At 34.0% G+C, this 26875-nt stretch carries 22 protein-coding genes and 1 tRNA gene; 11 read left to right on the plus strand and 12 right to left on the minus strand.

Features of this window, described 5'->3' with window-relative positions:
• Nucleotides 1-50: 50 nt before the first annotated feature.
• Entirely contained in the window at nucleotides 51-1595 is a 1545-nt protein-coding gene (locus tag P7122_RS09015; RefSeq protein ID WP_278005460.1) for a glycine--tRNA ligase, read from the plus strand.
• Nucleotides 1596-1653: 58 nt separating this feature from the next.
• On the opposite strand, the gene P7122_RS09020 is transcribed toward P7122_RS09015, so the two are convergent.
• Both P7122_RS09020 and P7122_RS09025 read right to left on the minus strand, forming a co-directional pair.
• Nucleotides 1654-2688, minus strand: coding sequence for a flavin-containing monooxygenase (locus P7122_RS09020; protein ID WP_278005461.1), 1035 nt, complete (start codon nucleotides 2686-2688; stop codon nucleotides 1654-1656).
• Nucleotides 2689-2748: 60 nt separating this feature from the next.
• The gene (locus P7122_RS09025) at nucleotides 2749-6177 is read right to left on the minus strand and encodes a DUF8818 domain-containing protein (RefSeq protein ID WP_278005462.1); all 3429 of its coding nucleotides are present in this window, start codon (nucleotides 6175-6177) and stop codon (nucleotides 2749-2751) included.
• Between the two features lie 134 nt (nucleotides 6178-6311).
• Here P7122_RS09025 and P7122_RS09030 point away from each other — a divergent pair, with 134 nt between their 5' ends.
• The 8 genes from P7122_RS09030 (at nucleotide 6312) to P7122_RS09065 (ending at nucleotide 15975) form a co-directional block, all read left to right on the plus strand.
• Complete coding sequence (locus P7122_RS09030) at nucleotides 6312-7073, plus strand: exodeoxyribonuclease III (RefSeq protein ID WP_278005463.1); 762 nt, start codon at nucleotides 6312-6314, stop codon at nucleotides 7071-7073.
• 27 nt (nucleotides 7074-7100) lie between these two features.
• Complete coding sequence (locus P7122_RS09035) at nucleotides 7101-8060, plus strand: OmpA family protein (RefSeq protein ID WP_278005464.1); 960 nt, start codon at nucleotides 7101-7103, stop codon at nucleotides 8058-8060.
• A 166-nt stretch (nucleotides 8061-8226) separates the two neighbouring features.
• A complete protein-coding gene (locus tag P7122_RS09040) occupies nucleotides 8227-9264 on the plus strand; it encodes an aldo/keto reductase (RefSeq protein ID WP_278005465.1) in 1038 nt (345 codons plus the stop codon).
• Nucleotides 9265-9273: 9 nt separating this feature from the next.
• Nucleotides 9274-9804 carry a hypothetical protein gene (locus tag P7122_RS09045; protein WP_278005466.1) on the plus strand — a complete coding sequence of 177 codons (531 nt, stop codon included), beginning with the start codon at nucleotides 9274-9276 and terminating at the stop codon, nucleotides 9802-9804.
• Between the two features lie 139 nt (nucleotides 9805-9943).
• Nucleotides 9944-12355, plus strand: coding sequence for an efflux RND transporter permease subunit (locus tag P7122_RS09050; protein ID WP_278005467.1), 2412 nt, complete (start codon nucleotides 9944-9946; stop codon nucleotides 12353-12355).
• A 31-nt stretch (nucleotides 12356-12386) separates the two neighbouring features.
• Nucleotides 12387-13820, plus strand: a complete 1434-nt coding sequence (gene asnS, locus P7122_RS09055) for an asparagine--tRNA ligase (RefSeq protein WP_278005468.1) — start codon at nucleotides 12387-12389, stop codon at nucleotides 13818-13820.
• A 75-nt stretch (nucleotides 13821-13895) separates the two neighbouring features.
• Entirely contained in the window at nucleotides 13896-15359 is a 1464-nt protein-coding gene (gene rpoN, locus P7122_RS09060) for an RNA polymerase factor sigma-54 (RefSeq protein ID WP_278005469.1), read from the plus strand.
• Between the two features lie 7 nt (nucleotides 15360-15366).
• Nucleotides 15367-15975: a hypothetical protein gene (locus P7122_RS09065; RefSeq protein ID WP_278005470.1), complete on the plus strand. Its 609-nt coding sequence runs from the start codon at nucleotides 15367-15369 to the stop codon at nucleotides 15973-15975.
• On the opposite strand, the gene P7122_RS09070 is transcribed toward P7122_RS09065, so the two are convergent.
• The 8 genes from P7122_RS09070 to P7122_RS09105 form a co-directional block, all read right to left on the minus strand.
• Nucleotides 15970-16668 carry a porin family protein gene (locus tag P7122_RS09070; RefSeq protein ID WP_278005471.1) on the minus strand — a complete coding sequence of 233 codons (699 nt, stop codon included), beginning with the start codon at nucleotides 16666-16668 and terminating at the stop codon, nucleotides 15970-15972. The two genes, P7122_RS09065 and P7122_RS09070, sit on opposite strands and share 6 nt — an antisense overlap.
• Before the next feature lie 89 nt (nucleotides 16669-16757).
• The gene (locus P7122_RS09075) at nucleotides 16758-17219 is read right to left on the minus strand and encodes an ExbD/TolR family protein (RefSeq protein WP_278005472.1); all 462 of its coding nucleotides are present in this window, start codon (nucleotides 17217-17219) and stop codon (nucleotides 16758-16760) included.
• 12 nt (nucleotides 17220-17231) lie between these two features.
• Nucleotides 17232-17873, minus strand: a complete 642-nt coding sequence (locus P7122_RS09080; protein ID WP_278005473.1) for an ExbD/TolR family protein — start codon at nucleotides 17871-17873, stop codon at nucleotides 17232-17234.
• A gap of 6 nt (nucleotides 17874-17879) precedes the next feature.
• Nucleotides 17880-18320: a hypothetical protein gene (locus P7122_RS09085; RefSeq protein ID WP_278005474.1), complete on the minus strand. Its 441-nt coding sequence runs from the start codon at nucleotides 18318-18320 to the stop codon at nucleotides 17880-17882.
• 19 nt (nucleotides 18321-18339) lie between these two features.
• Nucleotides 18340-19110 carry a MotA/TolQ/ExbB proton channel family protein gene (locus P7122_RS09090; RefSeq protein WP_278005475.1) on the minus strand — a complete coding sequence of 257 codons (771 nt, stop codon included), beginning with the start codon at nucleotides 19108-19110 and terminating at the stop codon, nucleotides 18340-18342.
• 75 nt (nucleotides 19111-19185) lie between these two features.
• Nucleotides 19186-19273 (minus strand) — tRNA-Ser (locus P7122_RS09095).
• A gap of 74 nt (nucleotides 19274-19347) precedes the next feature.
• On the minus strand, nucleotides 19348-20373 hold the full coding sequence (locus tag P7122_RS09100; RefSeq protein WP_278005476.1) for an asparaginase: 1026 nt from the start codon (nucleotides 20371-20373) through the stop codon (nucleotides 19348-19350).
• A 3-nt stretch (nucleotides 20374-20376) separates the two neighbouring features.
• Nucleotides 20377-21144 (minus strand): TatD family hydrolase, encoded by a 768-nt coding sequence (locus P7122_RS09105; RefSeq protein WP_278005477.1) that lies wholly within the window; start codon nucleotides 21142-21144, stop codon nucleotides 20377-20379.
• 48 nt (nucleotides 21145-21192) lie between these two features.
• On the opposite strand from P7122_RS09105, the gene P7122_RS09110 reads away from it, so the two are divergent.
• Both P7122_RS09110 and P7122_RS09115 read left to right on the plus strand, forming a co-directional pair.
• Nucleotides 21193-21645 carry a retropepsin-like aspartic protease family protein gene (locus P7122_RS09110; RefSeq protein WP_278005478.1) on the plus strand — a complete coding sequence of 151 codons (453 nt, stop codon included), beginning with the start codon at nucleotides 21193-21195 and terminating at the stop codon, nucleotides 21643-21645.
• Nucleotides 21646-21688: 43 nt separating this feature from the next.
• Nucleotides 21689-22315, plus strand: coding sequence for a response regulator transcription factor (locus P7122_RS09115; RefSeq protein WP_278005479.1), 627 nt, complete (start codon nucleotides 21689-21691; stop codon nucleotides 22313-22315).
• A 501-nt stretch (nucleotides 22316-22816) separates the two neighbouring features.
• On the opposite strand, the gene odhB is transcribed toward P7122_RS09115, so the two are convergent.
• On the minus strand, nucleotides 22817-24037 hold the full coding sequence (odhB, locus tag P7122_RS09120; protein WP_278005480.1) for a 2-oxoglutarate dehydrogenase complex dihydrolipoyllysine-residue succinyltransferase: 1221 nt from the start codon (nucleotides 24035-24037) through the stop codon (nucleotides 22817-22819).
• A gap of 32 nt (nucleotides 24038-24069) precedes the next feature.
• Nucleotides 24070-26838 (minus strand): 2-oxoglutarate dehydrogenase E1 component, encoded by a 2769-nt coding sequence (locus P7122_RS09125; protein ID WP_278005481.1) that lies wholly within the window; start codon nucleotides 26836-26838, stop codon nucleotides 24070-24072.
• Between the last annotated feature and the right edge of the window lie 37 nt (nucleotides 26839-26875).

Below are 26875 nucleotides of genomic sequence, written 5' to 3' on the forward strand. Positions count from 1 at the left end.
ATTTTTAAAAAACCGCTCAATTAATTTGAGCGGTTTTTTATTTTTGTGGCATGGCAAACGACGACAAATTCAAAAAGGTAATCTCTCACGCTAAGGAGTATGGTTACGTATTTCAGAGCAGCGAAATCTATGATGGTTTAAGCGCTGTATACGATTATGCGCAAAACGGTGCAGAATTAAAGAAAAACATTAGAGACTATTGGTGGAAAGCCATGGTACAAATGCACGACAATATTGTTGGTATAGACGCAGCAATATTTATGCACCCAACCACTTGGAAAGCTTCTGGGCACGTAGATGCGTTTAATGATCCTTTAATTGACAACAAAGATTCTAAAAAACGTTACAGAGCAGATGTTTTAGTAGAAGATTACTGTGCTAAAATTGAAGCTAAAATTAACAAGGAAGTTAAAAAAGCTGAAAAACGTTTTGGTGATGCCTTTAACAAAGAAGAATTTGTATCTACAAACGGTAGAGTTCTTGGTTACCAGGAAAAAATCGATTCTATTCTTAAGCGTTTAGGTCAATCTTTAGAAAAAGAAGATTTAGCAGATGTAAAAGCTTTAATTGAAGAATTAGAAATTGCCGATCCGTTAACAGGAAGTCGTAACTGGACAGACGTTAAGCAATTTAACCTTATGTTTGGCACTAAGCTTGGTGCTTCTGCAGATACTGCAATGGACTTATATTTGAGACCAGAAACTGCTCAAGGTATTTTTGTAAACTTCTTAAACGTTCAGAAAACTGGACGCATGAAAATTCCTTTCGGAATTGCACAAACAGGTAAAGCCTTTAGAAATGAAATTGTTGCAAGACAATTTATCTTTAGAATGCGTGAGTTTGAACAAATGGAAATGCAATTTTTCATTAAACCAGGTACGCAAAAAGAATGGTTTGACTACTGGAAAGAAACCCGTTTAAAATGGCATAAGTCCTTAGGCTTGGGAGACGACAATTACCGTTTCCACGATCACGAAAAGTTAGCGCACTACGCAGATGCTGCTACAGATATAGAATTTAATTTCCCATTTGGTTTTAAAGAATTAGAAGGGATTCACTCTCGTACAGATTTCGATTTAAAACAACACGAAGAGCACTCTGGCAAAAAGCTACAGTACTTCGATCACGAAGATAATGAAAGCTACACTCCTTATGTATTAGAAACTTCAATAGGTCTAGATCGTATGTTCTTAGCTGTTTTTTCTAACAGTTTACAAGACGAAACTTTAGAAGACGGAAGCGAAAGAACAGTATTAAAACTGCCTGCTGTATTAGCTCCTACTAAAGCTGCTATTCTGCCTTTGGTAAGAAAGGATGAAGCGTTAACCAAAATGGCAAAAGACATTGTTGACGATCTTAAATGGGATTTCAATGTGGTATATGATGAAAAAGACGCTGTAGGTAGACGTTACAGAAGACAAGATGCAGCTGGTACACCATTTTGTATTACGGTAGATGGCGAAAGTTTAGAAGACAATACGGTAACTATTCGTCATAGAGATACTATGGAACAAAAGCGTGTTAAGGTTGAAGAATTAAGAGATATCATCAAAAAAGAAGTTGATGTTAAAGAATGGTTGATGAAGATGAAATAAATCCAACACATTCTTAAAATACAAAAAGCCCGAAATATTAAAGTTTCGGGCTTTTTTATTACACTATTTTCTGTGCCAAATATTTTGCATCTTTTTTAATGCCTCCTAACGTAGCAGATCCACGCGTGTGCAACCATGGCAAGCCAATAAAATAGAGTCCTTTTGTGGTACTAATGCCTCTATGATGCTTTGGATAGCCATCTTTAGTCAGTTCAATATTATTTATCCATTTAAAGTTAGGTTTGTAACCTGTTGCCCAAACAATGTTTTTAATGTTACTTAATGTCTTCTTTGTTGTTTTTACAGTATTCTGGCCAGCATCTATCGTATAACCAACGGTTTTCACGTTATTTCTATCTAAAATATCTTGCACATCTGTACCTATAATTGGCTGTTTAGAACTGCTTATTCTTTTACCAATCCAAGAGTTTTTACTAAAACTTAAAAAACCCGTTATGGTAAACCACCACCAAAGTGTCTTCCCTAAAATTTCTTGAGGCAACGTTCTTATATCTGTATTACCAGAAAAATAAGTGGTGTTTTCTGTGTGTTTTGAAATTTCATCTAAAATTTGAAATCCACTATCTCCTCCACCAACAACTAAGGTTTCACCATCCTGAAGTTGATCTGGATTCTTGTAATAATTACTATGTATTTGAAAAATATCATCAGATATGTTATTATGAAATTTTGGCGTGTATGGTATATGAAAAGGTCCTGTGGCTATAATAACTTCTTTACATTTTACATCCCCTTTACTTGTTTTTACAACAAAGCCATCGTCTGATTTTTCAATACTTTCTGCCAATGTATTTAACTGAACAGGAAAATCAAATTTTGATGCATAAGCCTTAAAATAGTTGGCCACGTCATACTTATCTGGATAATGTCCTTTTGGCGCAGGAAAAGGCATACCTTCTAAATGATTGAACTCAGTTGGCGTAAACAATTTTAAAGAATTCCAGCGATTAAGCCAAGATGCTCCAATTTCATTTTCCTTATCAATGATTAAAAAATCCTTATCGTTTTTCTTTAAATGATATGCCATAGATAATCCTGCTTGTGCAGCACCTATTATTACAAAATCCTTCATTAGTTGTTCTTGATGTTATGTGAGGAGTATACTGCTTTTAATACTTTTACACAAATAGAATTAGAAATAAGCCTTCAACTGAATAGTTCCTGTATGGATGGTTTTTGCTGTTTCAGTTTTACGACCAAAATAATTGAGGTTTAAATCTAAAAACTTAGTCAGCTTCTTTTGTGCCAATAAACTCCAGGTGAAGTTTTTTCCTGGCTGTAAACCCTCTAACATTTGGTATGCTACAGGTGTATTAGGATTGCCATCATATTCATTTTGAAACAAATTGAATTCACCAGTTAATGCAATTTTTGCAGCTTTATTATAGGTAAAAGAAAATCCATAATTGTTCTGCGATAATGCTTCTAAACTTCCAATAGTATTTTCTTTTGAAGTGTATTGATAGAAGACATCAAACTGCGCATTTTCACTAAACAAATAGGATAATTTAGGTTGAAAACGCTCTTCTTCAATCAGGTAATTTCTGTTGGCAAAGTTTTCACTAAGACTTTCATCTGTTCCAAAACTTGCCTGTGCATTTGCCAACCAATTGGTGGCGAATTTGTGATTAAAATTAAACTGATGATTGGTGAGTTTATTTTCCTGAAAACCTATAGACAGCAGACTTCTGCTTGTATTGGTTAAAAACGTATAAGATGTGGTATAGCGCTGTTTCCCTCTGTTGTAAAACAATACATTTCTCACACTATTATTTAACGCTAATTGGTTGTCCTCATCAGCTTCAAAAGGATTTAAATTAAAATTATTCCCTTCTCTTCTAATCTTTCTGTCAATAAGATAAGATGTTTGATTATAAAAATGTGAAAGAAACTTTTTGGTTCTATCTTCAGAACCGCTCCATTGCATCGGATTTATGGTCAACGTCTGGCTCAATCTATTTTGATGCGTTCGCACAAAAACCTGGTTTGGCAATAATACGCGTATGTAATTGCCTTGGTCAGTAAATTGGGCTATTTCAAACTCATTGAGTTCTTGTATGCCATTTTCATTATAGTCAATCCATGTGTAAGCTCCTTGTCCTGCTTCGACCTCTACATAAGTAAAATCTTGCTGTGGCAACGTCCCTGAATTAGTTTCAAAACTTGTGTTCCAGAGCACAAGGTTGTTAAACAATTTTTGATTGTAGTTTAATCTACTGTTTAAACTCTGTTCGTCTTCAGAGGCATCGTCTTCAGCCTTCAAACTTCTATAGTTCACAAAAAGCTGAAGATTGGTATTTTTATTTTGAATTAATCGCGACTTGAGATAATAGGTGTTTGAAGCATTTACACGCTCTAGATTGTTATTCCGTAAACTATCATTAAAGCGTTTTATATAACCAACTTCTGCATAGACTTTAGTACTATCACCAATTCCAACAAAGGTTTCGTATGCTGAAAATCGCTGACTCAATGGTGTTAATGAATCGGTAGCTATAACGATTTGTTCATTGTCTTCTGTGGCAAATTTTGCACCAACCCATTTATTGTTTTTGGCATATACCACACGATTATAAGATCTCAAAAACGTTGAACGATTAATAGTGCTTTCGCTATTAAGAAAACTTGAATTTGTAAAAATCCTGAAATTACCCAAACGCAGATCTGCCATAAGATTATGACGACTTCCATTAAAATTATTAGCGTAATCTAAATATTCAAAATTATAAGAAGCCAATCCCTTTTTAGCATGCGATAATTGCAATCCCGAAGTAAGCAAAAGTTGGTTCCCTAATATAAAATTTCCTTGATCGTCTCTGTTATCTTCAAGGTTCCAATCGCGATTAAATTCGGCTCTATACAAACGCTGAATGGTTCTAAAATTCTCTTGAATAAAATCGGCATCAATAAGCGCGGATAGATTCCAAAGGCTATCGTGTTTTATTAGCTTTTGATTCACTTTAAACTTCCCTGCAAAACCATCATTATCATCATCATCTAAACTCGAAAACAAGTTGATATCGTTTTTACTTCCTGCCAATTCAAAAAACACATCTGTTTTTTCGGTAGGTTGGTAACGACCATTGAGCACTGCAATTTGCAAGCGTTCTGGAGCTACAAGCTGAGTAACCGGTTCGTAATTTCCTTGCGGAACACCTGCAATTGGCGCAACGTATTCAAAAATATTGCTCACTGCATTATCGTTACTCAATATATAATTTCCTTGATTTGCACCAACTAAGGTAAAAGACACTCTAAACAACTGGTCTTCGGGATTTTGAGAGAAGACAAAAATCTCTTCACCATCTACAATTTCTTTTCGGTAGAGAATTCTGTTTTCAGAAAACGATTCTTCCGTCGCTGAAGGCGCAACCATTAAGCTAGTATCATCACCAGCATTAGCTAAAATTTCCGTTTGCTCTGTCGATAAATTTTGCTGCAACGGCTGATTTTTGGCATCACTTTCAGAATACACAGAAACGTTTAACTGTAATTTTTCGGTTTCAAAAGTACTACCGCCAAACACAGTAAATCGCGAATAATTTCGCTCGCTAAACTGGTAATCTACCGTAATACGCATTTCGGAAGTGATTGGATAGGTTGAGTTGAAAATGATTTCACCAGCATTATAATCGATGATGTAATCATTGTTTTCTCCACGCTCTAAAGGCACACCATTAACATAAACAGTTTCGCTACCAGAAACAATAAGTACAAACAACTCATTATTTGGTCCTCGTAATTTGTAAGGTCCTTGATTGCCTTCTTGAGCCGTAAATTGGGTTGTTGTAAACTGACCTCGTACGAGTGCACCTGAAGCAAAAACCGACGTCTTGTCACTCAAATTAGCATTTACCAACAAACCTTGCACACGTTTAGAAAAGTTAGCATAATAACTTTTGGTGTTTACCAAATCGATATCACCTGCTCTTATATTCCAATTGTCACTAAAAAGTTCTATAAAAACTTGATCAAACTCATCTAATCGCTGAGAATATCCACTTTCTTGCAACGGAATATTAGCATCTTGTATCGAGGCTCTAAGAGATACCTTGTCACTCAACTTACCTGAAATTTGCAAATCGAGTTCACTATTTAAAACAGAATTTTGATTATTCCCAATCGTTACACCTCTGGAAATACTACCCGAAGTGGTTAAACCATCAAAAGGTGTAAAAACATTTTGGTTTGAAGAATTTTCAAGCTTGTACAGGGTTTCAATCCCAGGAATAGATCGATCTACAATAATATCATCGTCGAGCTGTTTGTAAACCTTGGTTATAAAATCTGGATAGCGTAAATATTCAATATCAACAGAATCTATTTCAACCTGTTGGTTAAATTTCAAAATAGACTTTGAAAAATCAACGTTATAAAGTGCAGCATCCAGAACCACTCCTTGCTTAGTTTTTACAATAAATTTTGAAGGATTTATACTCACAGAATCAATACGAACAGAATCTGCAACAGCAACGCGTATTTTCTTATAATTACCTGATTTTTCTTGGGCAAAACCCAAAAAAAACATCAATATTGTAATAAGAAATAGCGCTTTTTTCATCTAAAATAATAACTGCCATACCTTTAAAATATTTTATCGTTAAAAGCAGTATAAATTTATAGTGTAAAAGTACTCTATTATTTATTTTAGCAGAATAGCTAGAAATTTATAAATAATCAGGAATTTAAAACAAAATGAAAATAGCTTCGTACAATGTTAATGGCATAAGAGCTGCCATAAATAAAGGTTTTATAGATTGGTTGCAAGCCACAAATCCAGATGTAATTTGTTTACAGGAAATTAAAGCTATGGAAGACCAACTCGATTTAGAGCTCTTTACAAATGCAGGTTATGAGTACAATTACTGGTTTAGTGCACAAAAAAAAGGCTATAGTGGTGTTGCTATTCTTTGCAAAAAAGAACCAAACCACATAGAATTTGGTACTGGAATAGAATCCATGGATTTTGAAGGCAGAAACCTTAGAGTAGACTACGATAAGGTGTCTGTTATGAGCATGTATTTACCTTCTGGGACTAACGATGCTAGGCTATCGCACAAGTTTGAATACATGGATTTAATTCATAACTATTTAAACGAATTACAAAACGAAAAACCAAATCTTGTGGTTTGTGGAGATTATAATATTTGCCATGAGCCTATAGATATTCATAACCCGAAAATGAAAGGTGTTTCTGGTTATTTACCTGAAGAACGTGAATGGTTAGGTAATTTTATAGACAGCGGATTTATTGATAGTTTTAGACATCTACACCCAGAAAAACAAGAATTCTCATGGTGGAGTTACAGAGCCAATGCCAGAGCCAATAACAAAGGTTGGAGGTTAGACTATGCCATGGTGAGTGAGCCTTTACAAGAAAAAATAAAACGAAGCGTTATACTCACTGAAGCTGTACATAGCGATCATTGCCCAATTTTATTAGAATTAGATTTATAAACATTACTTTTTATTCAATTTTTAAACATGATGAAAAAACTTTCATTAATAGCCATTTTACTTATTACGATGACCTCTTGTGTGTCTAAAAAAATATACACTGAGTTAGAGGACAAATATGCCAATCTAAAAAAGGACAACAGAGCCTTATCTGATGAAGTAGAAGCGCTTTCTGCAGACAGAAACAAATTAACTAATGACCTAAACAGCCTGCAAGCTGCCTATGACGAGGCTGTGAAAGAAAGAGATCAGTTACGCTCAGACTATGCTGCAACAAAAACTAATCTCGACAATTTAAAAGCATCTTACGATGCATTAGAAAAAAACAGCTCTGCTGAAATTGCCAAAAACTCTCAAAAAAACAGAGAACTTTTAGCACAATTAGAAGCCAAAGAACAAGCCCTTGCTGCCGAAAATGAGCGTTTAGAAAAATTAAAAAAAGAACTTGAAAGTAGATCGCAACGTGTTGCAGAATTAGAAAGCGTTATTGCTGCTAAAGATGCTAACATGCGTGCTTTAAAAGACGCTATTTCTAAAGCCTTAACTAACTTTGAAGGTAAAGGTCTTACGGTAGAACAACGTGATGGTAAAGTATACGTATCTATGGAAAACAAATTGCTTTTTGAATCTGGCAGCTGGTATGTTGGTGCACAAGGAAAGCAAGCCGTAAAACAACTAGGAAACGTTTTGGCTGAAAATCCTGAAATTGCAATTTTAATAGAAGGTCATACTGATAATGTACCATACAAAGGCAATGCGCAATTAAGCGGTAACTGGGATTTATCAACTAAACGTGCGACAGCAATTGTAAATATTCTAAGAGAAAACAATGCTATTAATCCTGAAAACTTAACAGCTGCAGGACGAGGAGAGTTTGTTCCGGTTGCCTCTAATGATAGTGCTGAAGGCAGAGCAAAAAACCGTAGAATTGAAGTGATTTTAACACCAAAACTTGATGAGATTTCAAAATTATTGAATGATATTTAATCATCTCTCTTGTTGAGATAGAAATCATTTCAAACAAAACCTTAACATAGATTTAGACCTTTCGTGTTTTTACAACATGAAAGGTCTTCTTATTTTTGTAGTAGTGATAGTGCAAATGCTCTATAAGATTCTGAAACTAGTTCAGAATGACAAAATTTAATTTTTTATGAAATATACAACCTTACCAAATACAGATATAAAAGTTAGTAAAATATGTTTAGGCACCATGACTTGGGGCAATCAAAACACTCAAGACGAAGGTTTTGCCCAAATGGACTTGGCTTTAGACAAAGGCGTTAACTTTTTTGATGTTGCAGAATTATATCCTGTACCAGCAGGAGCAAAAACTTACGCAGAAACAGAACGTATTATTGGTAACTGGTTTGCCAAAACAGGAAACAGAGACAAGGTTGTTTTAGCTACTAAAATTGCTGGTCCTGGCGATTATACTGCTCACATAAGAACTACTGGTTTTAGCAAACAAGCATTAAACGAAGCAGTAGACAATAGTCTAAAACGCTTACAAACAGACTACATAGATTTATACCAATTGCATTGGCCAGAACGTAACACAAACACATTTGGCGTAAGAGATTATGTTCATAATACTAATGATGGTTGGGAAGATAATTTCAACGAAATTTTACACAATCTCGATGAAATTATTAAATCTGGAAAAATAAAACACGTAGGTTTATCTAACGAAAAAGCTTGGGGAACCATGCGTTACTTAGAAGAGTCTAAGCATAACAACCTACCAAAAATGATTACCATCCAAAATGCATATTCTCTGTTATGTAGACCTTTTGAAGGTGATTTAGCAGAAATTGCTCACAGAGAAAGCATTGGTTTACTAGCCTATTCTCCAATGGCATTTGGCGTTTTATCTGGTAAATACATTAAAGGTTCGGCTGCAGATAATGCAAGACTAAAATTATTTCCAAGATTTTCTAGATATAGCAGTGATCAGGCTACAGAAGCCACAAAACGTTACTTACAAATAGCTGAAGATAACGGCATGTCCTTAGCACAAATGTCTTTAGCATTTGTTAACCAAAGACCTTTTGTAACAAGTAGTATTATTGGAGCAACAAACATAGAACAGCTTGAAGAAAATATTGATAGCATCAATATTACACTATCAGATGATGTGCTAAAAGCTATCAATAATGTTCATGCTGCTATTCCTAATCCTGCGACTTAATCTATAGTCGTGAACAAAGAGGAATTTCAATATAGATTAATAGAATCTACTAAAAGACTGATTGATTTTACAAGTAACTCAGTCAAAAATTCTATTTCTAATAATGTTGAATATCTAATTGAACCAAGCTCAAGATTAATAAGTAATCATTTAAATAATGATGAATTAAAGAGATTAAGAGAAATTAATACGCTTGAAGGAAAACACCAACCATTAACAAGAACTGTAGATTTATTATATGATTCTGGATTAGTTCCTCTTTGGATTGATATGGAAGTTTACAAATCATCCAAAAAGAAAACCATTGTTAGGTTACTTTGTTCTAGACGATTTAGAAATGACTCAGACCTAAATTATAAAGTTAGTGAGTACCCTCCATTTAGTATTAAAATACCTTTGCCGCCTTGGGCTAAGAAAGACGTAAAATTTAATATTAATTGGCGTCACAATAAAATTAAACGCTATTGGCATAAATTAACGTGGAAATGGCAATACAAAAGACGGATGAAAAGCAAAAAGTCTAACCGTAATTTCTATTAGGCTATTTCTGTATTCATCCTATTTATTTCAACTATTATATTAGTGTTAATTCCTTAGCTAATCCTTAGGTTTTTTCTACCTTTGCGGCTCGTTTCAAATTAAGGCATTATTTGCTATTTAAAGAGGTAGAAAATTATACATGTTTAAACTATTGACCACAGGATTTTGGGAAGGTGTTGCAAGGATTATTCTTCGTAATAAAATCTTCATTCTTTTAGTCATAATTGCGACGACTGTGTTCTTAGGCATGCAATGGAAACATATGCGCTTTACTTACACAGAAGCTAACATGTTACCTGACGACCATGAAGTTAACCTAACCTACAATAATTTCCTCGAAGTCTTTGGTGAAGAAGGCAATCTCATTGTTTTAGGAGTTAAAGATTCTAGCGTATTTACGGTTAATCAGTTTAATGCCTGGAACAACCTTGCAGAGTCCTTTAAACCTTATGACGAAGTTGAAACAGTGCTTTCAATAAAAGATCTTCAAAAACTGGTAAAGAACAACGAAAAGAAACAGTTTGATTTAGTTCCGTTCATAAAAGATTCTATATCTAGTCTTGATGAAATAAACAAACTACAAGAAGACCTTTTTAAGAAATATCCATTTTACGATAACTTTTTGTTTAATGCAGAAAACAAGACACTTCGAACTGCAATATACCTAAAGAAAGACATCGTTAATACGTCTACCAGAAAAGACTTTATTATAAATATTCTTGAAAAAAGAATACAAGAATTTGAAGCAAAACATCCTAAGCTAGATATTAAGGTGTCTGGTATGCCTTACATTAGAACATTAAATTCTCAAAACATTGTTGACGAAATTCCGATTTTTATTGGAGCAGCTTTGTTTGTGACTTCGTTAATTTTCTTTTTATTCTTTAGGTCTTTTAGAGCTACGTTTATATCACTGATTGTTGTTTGTATTGGTGTAATGTGGACCTTTGGAATCCTTGGTTTACTTGGTTATGAAATTACAGTGCTTACGGCTCTTATTCCACCATTAATTATTGTTATTGGTATACCTAACTGTATCTTTTTAATTAATAAATATCAGCACGAAGTAAAATCGCATGGTAACAAAGTAAAGTCGCTACAACGTGTTATTACCAAAGTTGGTAATGCTACCTTAATGACTAATGTCACTACCGCTTCTGGTTTTGCAACGTTTATCTTAACCGAAAGCAAACTGCTAAAGGAATTTGGTATCGTAGCATCACTGAGTATTCTGGCAATTTTCATTCTTTGTTTACTTATCATTCCGATAATGTACACGTTTTTGCCATATCCGAAAGAGCGTCATTTAGAACACCTAAATAAGCGTTGGATTGGTGGTTTTGTAGATTGGATGGAACGCATGGTAAAACACAAACGTATTACCATTTACGTTACTGCATTTATACTCATCATGGCAAGTATGATTGGTATTAATCAAATGAAAATATCTGGTAGTTTGATTGAAGACATGCCAAAGGACAAACAATTTTTTAAAGACATTCGTTTTTTTGAAGAAGAGTTTAACGGCATAATGCCTTTAGAAATAATGGTAGATACTAAGCGTAAAAAAGGCGTTATGAAATTGGCGACTTTAAAACGCATTAATGAGCTTGAAGAACTTATTGAAGAAACACCAGAATTGTCTAAGCCAATCTCAGTGGTAAGCTTGGTAAAATATAGTAAGCAAGCCTACTTTAACGGCAACCCTAAATATTACCAATTACCAACCAGCCAAGAAAACAGTTTCATTTTGTCTTATGCTAAAAACTCATCTTCTGATGTAGATTTACTTAAGAATTTTGTAGACAGCACAGGGCAATATGCACGTATTACTACCTTTATGAAAGATATTGGTACGGATAAAATGGAACGTATTCAGGAAAATCTTCAGAATAAAATAGATAAAGTTTTCCCTAAAGAGCGTTACGAAGTTACTATGACAGGTAAAGCTTTAGTGTTTCAAAAAGGCACAAAATACCTTGTAAGAAACCTAGTTATTTCATTAACGCTTGCCATTATACTTATATCGCTATTTATGGCATATTTGTTCCGTTCGTTTAGGATGATTATTGTATCACTTATCCCTAACCTATTACCATTGTTAGTTACAGCTGGTTTAATGGGTTATTTAGGTGTACCTATAAAGCCTTCAACAATATTAGTCTTTAGTATCGCTTTTGGTATTTCGGTAGATGATACCATTCATTTTTTGGCAAAATACAGACAAGAATTGCAAGCCAACCATTGGAAGATTAAAAAATCGGTTTACGCTGCGTTAAGAGAAACAGGAGTAAGTATGTTTTACACTTCAATTGTTCTGTTCTTCGGATTCTCTGTATTTACCATTTCTAGTTTTGGTGGTACTGTAGCTTTAGGAGCTTTGGTTTCAATAACATTATTGTTCGCCATGTTATCTAATTTATTGTTATTACCATCGCTATTATTATCATTAGAACGTAATATTGCCAACAAGGAAGTATTGCGTAAACCAACGATAGATATCATTCCTTCGGAAGATGATTCCGACGAGAACTCAAAAAACAAAGAATAAAAATTATCTTAGCATTCAAAATATTTAAAAAATGACAACAAAAACTGTAGCAGAACTGCTTTCACAAGATGTGACCTTACAAGATGTTACCGTAAAAGGATGGGTACGAACGTTTAGAGCTAACCGATTTATTGCTTTAAATGATGGTTCTACCATAAATAATATTCAATGTGTTGTAGATTTTGAAAATTTTGATGAAGCATTGCTAAAGCGCATCACTACTGGTGCTGCTGTTCATATTACTGGAGAATTGGTAGAAAGCCAAGGAAAAGGACAATCGGTAGAAATACAAGTAAAGGCACTTGAAGTTTTAGGTGACTCTGATGCTGAAACTTATCCTATTCAACCCAAAAAACACACGTTTGAGTTTTTAAGAGAAAACGCTCACTTGCGTACAAGAACAAGCACATTTAGTGCTGTAATGCGTTTACGTTCTTCGTTATCTTTTGCTATTCACAAGTATTTTAACGAAAATGGATTCTATTACATGCACACACCAATTATAACTGGTAGTGATGCAGAAGGTGCTGGTGAAATGTTTAGAGTAAGCACTCTAGATCCTAAAAATCCACCATTAACAGAAGATGGTGATGTAAACTATAAAGAAGATTTCTTTGGAAAAGAAACCAACCTAACCGTTTCCGGACAATTAGAAGCTGAAACTTTTGCAATGTCTTTAGGCAAAGTATACACCTTTGGACCAACCTTTAGAGCAGAAAATTCAAACACGTCTCGTCACTTAGCTGAATTCTGGATGATTGAACCAGAAGTGGCTTTTATGGACTTGGCTGGCAACATGGATTTAGCAGAAGATTTTATGAAGTCTGTTTTAAGCTACGTTCTTGAAAACAACAAAGAAGACTTAGAGTTTTTAGACAAGCGTTTGCAAGATGCTGAAAAGTCGCTACCTCAAGCAGAGCGTAGCCCAATGAACTTAATAGATAAAATTAAGTTTGTTGTAGAAAACAACTTTAAACGTGTAAGCTATACCGAAGCTATAGATATCCTTAGAAACTGTAAACCAAACAAGAAGAAGAAATTTAAATATATTATTGAAGAATGGGGAGCAGATCTTCAATCTGAGCACGAACGTTATTTAGTTGAAAAACACTTTAAATGTCCTGTAATCTTATTCGATTATCCTGCTAACATTAAAGCCTTCTATATGCGCTTAAATGAAGATGGAAAAACCGTAAGAGCAATGGATATCCTTTTCCCAGGCATTGGTGAAATGGTAGGTGGCTCTCAGCGTGAAGAACGTTTAGATGTTCTTAAAGAAAAGATGAAAGCACTAGATATACCAGAAGAAGAATTATGGTGGTACCTAGATCTTAGAAAATATGGTACAGCTGTACACTCTGGTTTTGGTCTTGGTTTTGAAAGGCTCGTAATGTTTGCAACAGGAATGGGTAATATTAGAGACGTAATTCCTTATCCAAGAACACCGCAAAACGCAGAGTTCTAAAAATAATATTAAACCTGTAAGGTATAAGTTACCTCACAGGTTTTTTTCTTACTTTTATATTCAACAGAAATTTCAATGTCCCTAAAACAGTATTTACAATTTAAGTTATCCCAGAAGCTGTCTCCTCAGCAAATTCAACTTATGAAGTTGATTCAGCTTCCTACACAAGCTTTTGAGCAACGCTTAAAACAAGAACTTGAAGAAAATCCTGCGTTAGATACTGGAAAAGATGAGCCTTCTGATGATAATTTTGATGAGTTTGATAACTCTATTGACGATTACAACGATAATGACTCTATTGAGGCTGATGATATTAATATCGACGAGTATCTTAGTGATGATGAAATACCAGACTACAGAACTCAAGCCAACAATTATAGCTCAGACGATGAAGAAAAAAGTGTGCCTTATGCAGCCGGAACATCGTTTACGCAACATTTAATCAATCAACTTAATACATTTAGACTATCTGAACAAGAAGAGGAAATTGCTTATTTCTTAGTCGGCAGTGTAGATGAAAGTGGTTATATACGACGTTCTTTATCTGATATTACAGATGATTTAGCATTTACTCAAAATGTTTACACATCTGAAGAAGAGGTAGAAAAAGTCCTAAAGGTGGTTCAACAACTAGATCCTGCAGGTGTTGGTGCTCGTAATTTGCAAGAGTGCTTAAGTATTCAGCTAAATAGAAAAGAGCAAAATCCAGATGTAGAATTAGCCAGTAAGATCATCGACAAGGCTTTTGAACAGTTTACAAAAAAGCATTACAAGAAGTTGATGCAAAAGTTTAGCATTGATGAAGAACAACTTAAAGATGCTATTGAAGAAGTTGAACGCCTTAACCCAAAACCAGGCGGTTCTTATGCTGGTAATAACAAAATTGTAGAGCATATTGTACCCGATTTTGCTATTAAAATTGTTGATGGCGAACTAGAACTTACCCTTAATGGCAGAAATGCACCAGAGCTACATGTTTCTAGAGAATATAGCAACATGCTTAAAGGTTACAAGGACACCAAAGAGAAATCTAAAGCGCAGAAAGATGCTGTGCTCTTTATAAAGCAAAAGCTAGATGCTGCAAAGTGGTTTATAGAAGCTGTAAGGCAACGTCAGCAGACACTTTTTGTGACTATGAGCTCCATAATGCACTATCAAAAAGAATACTTTCTTACTGGCGACGAGCGTAAGCTAAGACCTATGATTTTAAAGGATATTGCAGATGAGATTGAAATGGATGTTTCAACCATTTCTAGAGTGGCAAACAGTAAATATGTTGATACACCTTACGGAACAAAATTAATCAAGGAATTCTTCTCTGAATCCATGACAAACGATCAAGGTGAAGAAGTCTCTACAAGAGAAATAAAAAAGATTTTAGAAACTGTAATTGAAGAAGAAAACAAAAAGAAACCTTTAACTGACGAAGCGCTTTCTAAAATTTTAAAAGAAAAAGGTTATCCTATTGCCAGACGTACCGTTGCAAAATACAGAGAGCAATTAGATATTCCGGTTGCTAGATTGAGAAAAGAACTATAATATTTGGATGAAAAATTTTCTTTTAAAAAGTATATCCTTTGTTTTTCATCCTTTGATAATGCCTCTGCTTGGTGTTATGTTTTATTTTCATAAAACACCTAGATATATACCAAAACCTATTCAGAATGCTAAAATTTTCTCAATAGTTATTCTTACAATAATACTTCCTATTTTATTGTTCTTTTTGCTTAAAACCGTTAATAAAGTAGATTCTATATATCTAAAGAGCACTAAAGAGCGCTTAATTCCATTATTTATTAATTGCGTAATAATTACTTTAATTTTAATACGTGTCTTAACACCAAATGAAATTGTAGAGCTGTATTATTTCTTTTTAGGCATTCTTTGTTCTACTCTGGCCTGTTTTATCATGGCCATTTTTAAAGTTAAAGCCAGCATACACATGATTGCGGCTTCTGGCTTTTTTATGTTTGCAATTGCGGTTGGTTTACACTACCAAATTAATATTAATGGTACTATTGCTTTAATGATGATAATCATTGGTGCCATAGCAACATCTCGTTTACACCTTAAAGCTCATACTAATCAAGAGCTTATAATTGGCTTAATAACAGGACTATTTCCTCAATTATTATTTATGAAATATTGGCTATAGAATATAAAACATTAAGCCGATTTTAAAAGCCGTTAGATTTAACGCAGCACCATCTAATTTTGAAGAATTATTAAAAATAGGGTTTAAGCCATAATACGCATGTATATTCCACGTACCATAACCTGCACTTAGAGTTAAACCGTATTGAAGTCTGTTAAACTCATCAATATTAGATAGTTTTGTACTGCCCTGATCACTTTTTAGTTTTGTAGAATTATAAAAAAGGTAACCTAATTTAAAACCAGGATAAATTCTTAAAAAGCTATAATTGGTAGGTCTAGACTTCCTCCATCTCAACTCAAAAGGCACTTCTATAAGATAAGTTGTAAACTTATTTTTAGACACATTTATTTCGCTTTCATCTATTACATTAAACGAAACTTTATTATTAGCGTCTGTAATAGCGATATTCTGATTAAAAGAGTTAGTAGATAAGCCCAAACCTAGACCTAATGCTATAGTTCGCTTTTTATTGATAGGCATGTCTCTAATAAATCCTAAATGGAAGCCTGATGAAAAACCACTTTGACTCACATTAGCAGGCTTTTCATTAAGTAGATTATAGGTGACTGATATATAAAACTGATCTTCACGATAGTTTTTATAAAGTTCAGATTTCTCTTTATCTGTTTTGTTTTGTGAAAAACTGATAAAGCTAGTAATGAATAAAACAACTAAAATGGTATTTTTCATAAAGATAAAACTACAAAATCTTTATAGTATATAAAACAAAAACGCCCTGATTACTCAGGACGTTTTATATATAAAAATTAAGACTATTTTTATTCAGCTTTAGCGTTAGCTATATACATTACTTTTAATGTATTTGCTTGTCTAAGCTCTTGCTTAATATCAGAAACTAAACCAGCATGAGTGTTTTTGTCTACTTTAAGACCTACTACAAATTTTGGTTTTAACTCTTCTACTAACTCATCTTGAGCTGCACGAACACTAGCTTGTACTTCTTCTACTTTAATGATTTTGTCATTAAATTGTATAACTGGCTCAGTACCCAATTGCTTAAATTGTTCACTAGGTTCACCAGCATATATAAAAGCTGTTCTGTCTTTCTTAAGCTTCTCAACCTGGTCTGCACTAGGCAAACTGTTCTTAATCATTAGAGAGCTATCTCTCATTACGGTTGCTACCATGAAAAAGAAAAGTAACATAAATACAATATCAGGTAAAGACGCCGTTGAAATCGCTGGCAAGTCTCCTTGTTTTCCTTTTTTAAACTTTGACATAATTGTTACTTTTTAACTTTTATCTGGTTCTGCTTCAGACAATTTCATAGGGAATAGTTTCTTAATGTCCTCTATACGTGCATTGAGAATAGTATCCTTACTAAATTGATTCTTCTCTTTTTCTTCTAACATAGTCTGATAAACTTTCTCTACCCCTTGGTATTCTTTTAAGTTACCAAACAAACGTTTAGCTTCTCTCTCTCTTAAGAAGTTATAGGCTGCAACAAGTTCGTTTTGTACATCTATATACTTCTCGTAAGACGTTTCTCTATCGTGTTTCATAGATATGATTGCTTTTTCTGGGTGATCAGACGAAGTTTCGTCTCTACTACCCTTACAATAATCACATCTTTCACCTGCTGGGTTTGTACCACCACCATTATCTAAAAACTCTATAGCTGCTTTTCTTAAATCCTTTAATTCCATTTGCTCATCTTCTACAAGCAATTGGTTATTACGGTTTATAAGAACAGTAAATAAGTTCTTTTGTTTAATAATAGGTGGTTCAACTTCAGAGTCGTCAATAGGTGGCAAACTTCTTAATAAACCTTTATCTTTTTCTATGGTAGTTGTTACCAGGAAGAAGATTAGTAGTAAGAAGGCAATGTCAGCCATTGAACCTGCATTAACTTCTGGTGCTGCTCTTTTTGCCATACCTTATTATTTACTTATTACTTTTTTTACAGAAGCGTAAATCATTGCTAATGCAGCAACTACGATTAACACATAGAACGCTGTTAAACCAGCACCTACCATGTGAGATTGTCCGTCTGTTGCCAATCCATCTTGTAACTTATATGCTTTAGTGTCTCCACCAGATACCACATAAGAAATAATTAAGACAGCAGCAAAAGCTCCTACTCCGATTAACGTATTTTTTAGTCCTGAAGTATTTGTAAATAGGTTTTTGATAACAAAAACTACAACAAATAAGATTACAATACCTAATGTAATGTAAGCTGCCCAGGCCATTGGCTCTACGAGACCGGCTTTTTCGCCTGTCTCAATAGCCTCATCACCAGCTGCAATAATTCTAACTAAGGATACAATCCCTACCAGACTTAGTACAGCAGCTACTATTTTTAATATTTTGTGTAACATAATTTAAATTTGGTCTTTTTTATTTTTTGTGCTTTACTAATAAGTCCATCAATGTAATTGATGCATCTTCCATATCATTTACAATACTATCGATCTTAGCGATGATGTAGTTGTAAAATATTTGAAGAATAATAGCCACAATAAGACCAAATACTGTTGTTAAAAGTGCTACTTTAATACCACCTGCTACTAATGATGGCTGCATATCACCTGCTGCTTCAATCTTATCAAAGGCCTGAATCATACCGATTACCGTACCCATGAAACCAAGCATTGGTGCTAATGCGATGAATAATGATATCCAAGAAACGTTCTTTTCTAACTGACCCATTTGTACACCACCATAAGCTACAACAGCTTTTTCAGCAGCATCGATGTCTTCGTCAGCTCTATCTAAACCTTGATAGAATATTGAGGCAACTGGTCCTTTTGTGTTTCTACAAACTTCTTTAGCAGCTTCTATACCACCTGATGCTAATGCATCTTCCACATTTTGAGTTAATTTTTTAGTGTTTGTAGTTGAAAGGTTTAAAAAGATAATTCTTTCTATAGCGATTGCTAAACCAAGAATTAAACATAATAATACAATACCCATAAAGCCTGGGCCACCTTCAATAAAACGCTTTTTTAATTCTTGATGGAAACTCAATTCTTCGCCTGCTGGCTCGTCAGCATCTTGAGTTAGAGTTGTAATAGTTGCTGTTGTAGTTGCTAATGTTGTTGCATTGGCATTAACAGTTCCGATAGCCATTAAACATGTTATGGCAAGAATAGAAAATAATCTTTTCATTGTTCTTAATCTTAATTTTATTAGTTAAAGTGTTAAAGATAAAAAAAATAATGTAAAAATCGCCTAAAATCTATGCAGAGAGGAAGGGATTCGAACCCTCGATACCCTTTTGGAGTATACACACTTTCCAGGCGTGCGCCTTCGACCACTCGGCCACCTCTCTGTAAATTTTGACAAAAATTACGGTGTGCCAAATAACAAAAAAAACTTCAAACACTAAAATTTGTATCGTTAATTTTAGGTCAATTCGCCACGTAGTGATGTTTCGAATGTTTTTTTGAATTCTGAAGTAGGTATTTTCTCTCCTAAAAGGTACATTAATTTAGTAATTGCTGCTTCTGTGGTTATATCTTTTCCTGAAATTACTCCTATAGATTTTAGCTCAGAACTGGTTTCATACTGACCCATATTAACACTTCCGCCTGCACATTGCGATACATTAACAATATGAAGTCCTTTTGATATTGCTTTTTTTAACAATTCTACAAACCATTTTTCGGTTGTTGCATTACCTGCACCATAGGTTTCTAGGATTAATCCTTCTAAGGTTTCACTGTTTAGTATTGTTTCAACAAAAGCTTTAGATATACCTGGAAATAATTTTAGAATACCTACATTGGTATTCATATTTGTACGAACCACCAACTGGTTTGTAGATTTTGATCTCCATAAATACTCCTTATTAATATTAAGGTGTACTCCAGACTCTGCTAAATTAGGGTAGTTAAAAGACTCAAAAGCTTCAAAATGCTCTGCATTTATCTTAGTTGTTCTATTACCTCTGTATAATTTGTATTCAAAATAAAGTCCTACTTCTCGTATTACAGGTAAACCATCTTGTTGCAAAGACGCCATTTGTATGGAGGTTATTAGATTTTCTTTTGCATCTGTTCTTAGGTCTCCTATTGGTAATTGAGATCCTGTAAAGATGACTGGCTTTTCTAAATTTTCTAACAAAAAACTTAAAGCTGAAGCAGAATAACTCATAGTATCACTTCCATGCAGTATCACAAAACCATCAAAGGACTGATAATTGACCTCTACAATTTGTGCAATATCTGCCCAAAACTTAGGATTCATGTTAGAGGAATCTATTGGTTCTTCAAAAGAAATGGTTTCTATATTACAATCCAGCAGTCTAATTTCTGGAATACGTGTTAAGATGCTATCAAAATCAAAAGCTCGTAATGCTCCTGTATCGGCATCTTTTATCATACCTATTGTTCCGCCTGTATATACTAATAAGATGTTTGGGTTTTGCATAGTTTATATACCGAATACGTGTTTTGAGTTTTTGGTTGTGATGTCAGCAATGTCTTCGACACTGATAGTGTAAAGTTCTGCTAATTTTTCTAATACCTTATTAATATATAAACTTTCGTTTCGTTTACCACGATATGGTTTTGGTGCTAAATAAGGAGAATCGGTTTCTAACACAATGTGTTGCAAATCGATTTTATTTAAAAACTGGTCTATTTTTCCATTCTTAAAGGTTACTACTCCACCTATGCCTAACTTCATATTATAGGATATGGCTTGGTGCGCTTGCTCTAATGTACCAGTAAAGCAGTGAAAGATTCCAAAAAGATCATCTGATTTTTCTTGTTCTAAAACTTCAAAAATCTCATCAAATGCCTCTCTGCAATGTATAACGATTGGCAACTTATACTTTTTTGCAAGATGTATCTGATGCCTGAATGCTTCAATTTGAATATCTAGTGTAGTTTTATCCCAATACAAATCAATACCTATTTCGCCAACGGCATAGAATTTTCGTTGAGATAACATGTCTTCAACATGTGCTAACTCTTCCTTATAATTTTCTTTTACATGTGTAGGATGTAATCCCATCATTAAAAATATATGCTCTGGAAAATCTTTTTCGAGTTGCAGCATCGATGCTGTATATGTAGAATCTATTGCAGGAATAAAAAATCTGGAAACATTAGCATCTAAAGCACGCTGAATCATAGCTGATCTATCTTCATCAAAAGCTTCACTATATAAATGTGTGTGAGTGTCCGTTATAATCATTTGGCAAAAATAATCGTTTAGTGTATTATATTTACACAAATTTTGAAAATGGAAACGTTAAAAGACTTTCTTCTAAATAAAGGCTACTCCAAGATAAAGCTGAAATTGACCAAAACAAATCATTTTGAAATTAAAGCTACTATTAATGGAGTTAAAGGTCGCTTTATTTTAGACACTGGAGCTTCTAGCAGCTGCGTTGGTTTTGAGGCCATAGAACGCTTTAATCTTAAAGTAAAAGACTCTGAAATAAAAGCCGTTGGTGCTGGCGCTTCTAATATGACTACGCAGATTTCTAAATCCAACAATTTAAAAATTGGAAAATGGAAGAAAAACAGAGTGGCTTTAATACTTTTTAATCTTTCTCACGTTAACACTGGACTCGTTAATCATAATGCAGATCCTATAGATGGTATTATTGGTGCAGATATTTTAAAGAAAGGAAAAGCTATTATTGACTACGACAAGAAATACCTTTACTTAAAGTTGAAAGATATTTCTTAACCAAAAGATTATTATTATTTTTATAGTCCTTAGTAATACCCTTATGGACCCTACCATTATAATAGCAGATGATCACCCTTTAGTACTAAAAGGGCTTCAAGATTTTTTACACGAAAAAGAATACAATGTCCTTGCCAGTGCAAAAAATGGCAAAGAAGCTTTGGCATTAATAAAAGCTCATACTCCAGATATTGCTATTCTAGATATTAAAATGCCTTTTTTTACAGGTTTGCAAATTGCTGAAAAATGCAAAAAAGCCAATCTTAAAACAAAGATAGTACTCATTACTTTTGAAAAGGATGAGAAAATCTACACCGAAGCAAAATCTATAGGTGTTTATGGCTATGTATTAAAAGAGTTTGCTTTAGACGAAATTGAAAACTGTATTAACGCTGTTACAAAAGATCAGCCTTATTTTAGTCCAGAACTTTTAGCGTATATAGAAGTAGATAATGGTCCGGAAGCGTTAAACGATTTGACAAAAACGGAGCTAAAAATCTTAAAATTGATTGTTGAAAACAAGACTGCAAAAGAAATTGCAGAAGAATTACACGTTTCTCCGAGAACTGTTGAGAAACATAAAAGCAACATTATCAGAAAGTTAGATATAGAAAAAACACCTAATAGTCTATTAATTTGGGCAAAAGAGAACCAAAACTACATTTCTTGAAAAATACGTAAGGTTACGTATATTATGGTATTATATTATTTCGGAAATTTACACTGTTATTAATTAAGGGTTAATAACGAGCTATTAATTAGTTCTTAGGGGATTATTTGAGCCTTGGAGTTTTCCAAGGCTCTTTTTTTTTCAAAAAAAAATCAAAAAATACGTAAGGTTACGTATAGTATTGTATTACAATTATTTGCAATTTTACAGTGCTATTAATCAAAAGCCTGAGGCTATATTCTCAAAAGCTCTGAGTAGTACGCAAACACTCAGGGCTTTTTTAAAATTGAAATATCATGGACACAATGAAAGATAATACCTCCAAAAGAGATAAAATATTTATGATTCTATTAATTGTTAGCTCTGTAATAGTCATCTCAGCGAATATAGCTGTTAATTTTTTTAGTTAATTTTAGTTAGTTACCTATGTAGTTAGGAGCAAAAAAAAAGCGCAATTAATATATAATTGCGCTTTTTTGCTTTATAAAAAACTCGAGGTAATTACATTTCCAAAGCTTTTTTAGGATTGTTATCCATTAATAATTCTTCAGGATTTTCTAACGCTTCTTTAACAGCAACTAAGAAACCTACAGATTCTCTACCATCAATAATTCTATGATCATAAGATAAAGCAACGTACATCATTGGATGAATTTCAACCTTACCATCTACAGCTATTGGTCTTTCTATAATATTATGCATACCAAGAATACCACTCTGTGGAGGGTTTATAATTGGTGTAGATAACATACTACCAAATACACCACCATTAGAAATGGTAAATGTACCACCTGTCATTTCATCTACCGTAATCTGACCATCTCTGGCTCTTAAGGCTAAGCGTTTTACTTCTGCTTCAACACCTCTAAAGGTTAAGTTTTCAGCATTTCTTATCACCGGAACCATAAGTCCTTTTGGTCCAGATACTGCAATACTTACATCTACAAAATCGTAAGAAATCATTTCTTTACCATCTATCATAGAATTAACTGCAGGATATAATTTTAATGCTCTTACTACTGCCAAAGTAAAGAAACTCATAAAACCAAGACCTACTCCATGTTTTGCCTTAAACTCTTCTTTGTATTGCTTACGTAATTCAAAAATTGGAGTCATGTTAACTTCATTAAAAGTCGTTAACATTGCTGTTGTATTCTTAGCTTCAACTAAACGCTCTGCTACTTTACGACGTAACATAGACATTTTGCTACGAGAAGTTCCTCTGTTTCCACCTGTTGGAGTTCCCATTGATGGTACAGCATTTACTGCATCATCTTTAGTTATACGACCATCTTTGCCAGTACCTTTTATTGCATTGGCATCTAGTCCTCTTTCATCAATAATCTTTTTAGCAGCAGGACTTGGTGTACCTGTAGCATAAGTTTTAGATTCAGTAGCAGCAGGTTTTGCTTCTTCCTTTTTAGGTGCTTCTTCTTTCTTTTCTTCTTTAGAAGAAGTTACACTCTCACTACCTTCTGGCTTTGCAGCACTTGTATCTATTAAACATACAACTTGCCCAACAGCAACAGCATCGCCTTCTTCAGCCTTTAAAGTAATTGTACCACTGGCTTCTGCTGGTAATTCTAATGTTGCCTTGTCACTATCAACCTCAGCTATAGCTTGGTCTTTTTCTACATAATCACCATCTTCTACTAACCATTCTGCAATTTCTACCTCAGTAATTGATTCGCCTGGTGAAGGCACTTTCATTTCTAAAATCATGCGTTATTGTATTTAACCCTTTTTTGGTTTAATTATTTTTTACTTCTTATTTGGTTATTCTTGCTTTTATCAAAAACATAATCGATAACTTCTTGATGTCTTGTTTTAGAACGTACAGAACTACCTGCTGCAGGTGCTCCATAAGGTCTTCTACTAGCAGCTCTCCATGTTCTTGCGTCATCAAAATGCATCATCATATGGCTGTAAGCTCCCATATTTCTTGGTTCCTCTTGCGCCCAAACAACATCATCTGCATTCTTATATTTACCTAATATGCTTTTTATTTCTTCTGCTGGTAATGGGAATAATTGCTCTATTCTAACCAAAGCAACATCTTCTCTACCTAATTTTTCTTGTTCTTCTAAAAGGTCGTAATAAAATTTACCTGTTACAAACACTAATGTTTTTACCTTATCTACATTAGCACTTGCATCATCTATTACTGTTTGAAAACTACCCGTTGCAAACTCATCTACAGCAGATACTACTTTAGGATGACGTAATAAACTCTTAGGAGTAAAAACTATTAAAGGTTTTCTATAGTTGGCTTTCATTTGCTTACGCAACAAATGAAACATATTGGCTGGTGTTGTACAGTCTGCAACAAACATATTGTCTTTTGCACACAACTGTAAGTAACGCTCCATACGAGCAGATGAATGCTCTGCACCTTGACCTTCGTAACCATGAGGTAACAGCATTACCAATCCGTTAGATGTTTTCCATTTATCTTCACCAGAAGATATATATTGGTCTAACATGATTTGAGCTCCATTACTAAAGTCACCAAATTGTGCTTCCCAAATGGTTAATGTATTAGGACTTGCCATAGCATAACCATAATCAAAACCTACAACACCATATTCTGACAATAATGAGTTATAGATATTGAATTGTCCTTGGTTTTCTGATACATTTTTAAGTAAGATAATTTCTTCTTCGCTATCCTCTACTTTTACAACAGCATGTCTGTGCGAAAAAGTACCACGCTCTACATCCTGACCAGAAATTCTAACATTAAAACCTTCAGCTAACAATGAACCATAAGCCAAATGCTCTGCCATTGCCCAGTCTAGTCTATCTTCATCAAACATAGTTTGACGCGATTCTACCAAACGCTGAATTTTTCTGATAAACTTTTTATCTTCTGGTAAATTAGAAATAACCTTTGTAATGTCTGTAAGTAGCTCTTTTGATACTGTTGTATCTACAGGCTTCATCATTTCGCCTTCATCTACACGATCAAAATCTTTCCATTGCTCGTGCATAAATGGAGAAATAACTGTCTTTTCTACTTTACGAGAGTCTTCAAGTTTTTCTTCTAATTTATCCTTGTAATCTTTTTCAATTTTTGAAACATGATCCTTATCTATTACACCTTCAGCAATTAATCGTTCTGCATAAATATCTCTAGGATTTTGATGCTTCGCAATTGCTTTGTATAATAAAGGTTGTGTAAACTTAGGCTCATCACCTTCGTTATGACCATATTTTCTATAACCTAATAAGTCTATAAATACATCGCGCTTAAATTTCATTCTAAAATGAAGTGCAAATAAAGTTGCGTGCACTACAGATTCTGCGTCGTCTGCATTAACATGAAGTACTGGTGACAAGGTTACCTTACCTACATCTGTACAATAGGTACTAGAACGTGCGTCTAAGTAATTAGTTGTAAATCCAATCTGGTTGTTTACTACAATATGTACTGTTCCGTTTGTTTTGTAACCATCTAATTGCGCCATTTGTACAACTTCGTACACAAGACCTTGTCCTGCTATAGCAGCATCACCATGCACTACTATTGGTAGTACTTGCGAAGCATCTTCAATTTCTGGTTTATCTTGTTTTGCTCTAGATATACCTTCTACAACTGCACCAACAGTTTCTAAATGCGAAGGGTTTGGAGCAATACTTAGGTTTATCTTTTTACCTGAATCGGTTTCGCGATCGCTTGTCCAACCTAAGTGATATTTTACATCACCATCAAAAATCTGTTCTTCGTAATCTTTACCATCAAACTCACTAAAGATATCTTTAGCAGATTTTCCAAAAATATTTGTAAGCGTACTTAAGCGGCCACGATGTGCCATACCCATTACAAACTCTTTAACACCATACTCTGCCGCTGTTTCTATCATAGCGTCTAAAGCAGGAATCAAAGATTCGTTTCCTTCTAAAGAAAATCGTTTTTGACCTACATACTTGGTATGCAAGAAGTTTTCAAAAGAAACCGCTTCATTCAATTTTCTTAGAATATTTTTCTTTTGATCTGGGGAAAACTGAGGATGATTATCATTAACATTCAGTTTTTCCTGAATCCATTGAATTTCCTCTGGTTTTCTTATATACATATATTCTACACCAATAGAATCGCAATAAATACGCTCTAAATGATCTATAATACTTTGCAAAGTTGATGTACCAATACCTATGATTTCACCGGCAGAAAAAACAGTGTTCAAATCATTTTTGGAAAGACCAAAATTTTCAATCTCTAATGTTGGAGCGTATTTTCTTCTGGCTCTAACCGGATTTGTTTTAGTAAATAGGTGACCTCTGTTTCTATAGCCATCGATAAGTTTTACAACCTGAAACTCTTTTTGAAGTTGTTCAGGAATTTGGGCAGAAACACCTTCTACTATTTCACCATCCATTCCATAATTTTCTGATCCGAAATCGTAACCTTGAAAAAAGGCACGCCAACTCGGCTCTATGGCATCTGGATTTTTAAGATATTGATCGTATAAGTCAGCAAAATATGCTGTATGTGCTGCGTTGAGAAAGGAATATTTATCCATTATTTTTACGAGACGTTGTCGTTTCAACAAAATTTCT

Source organism: Winogradskyella marincola (assembly GCF_029624125.1).
Taxonomy (GTDB): Bacteria; Bacteroidota; Bacteroidia; order Flavobacteriales; family Flavobacteriaceae; genus Winogradskyella; species Winogradskyella marincola.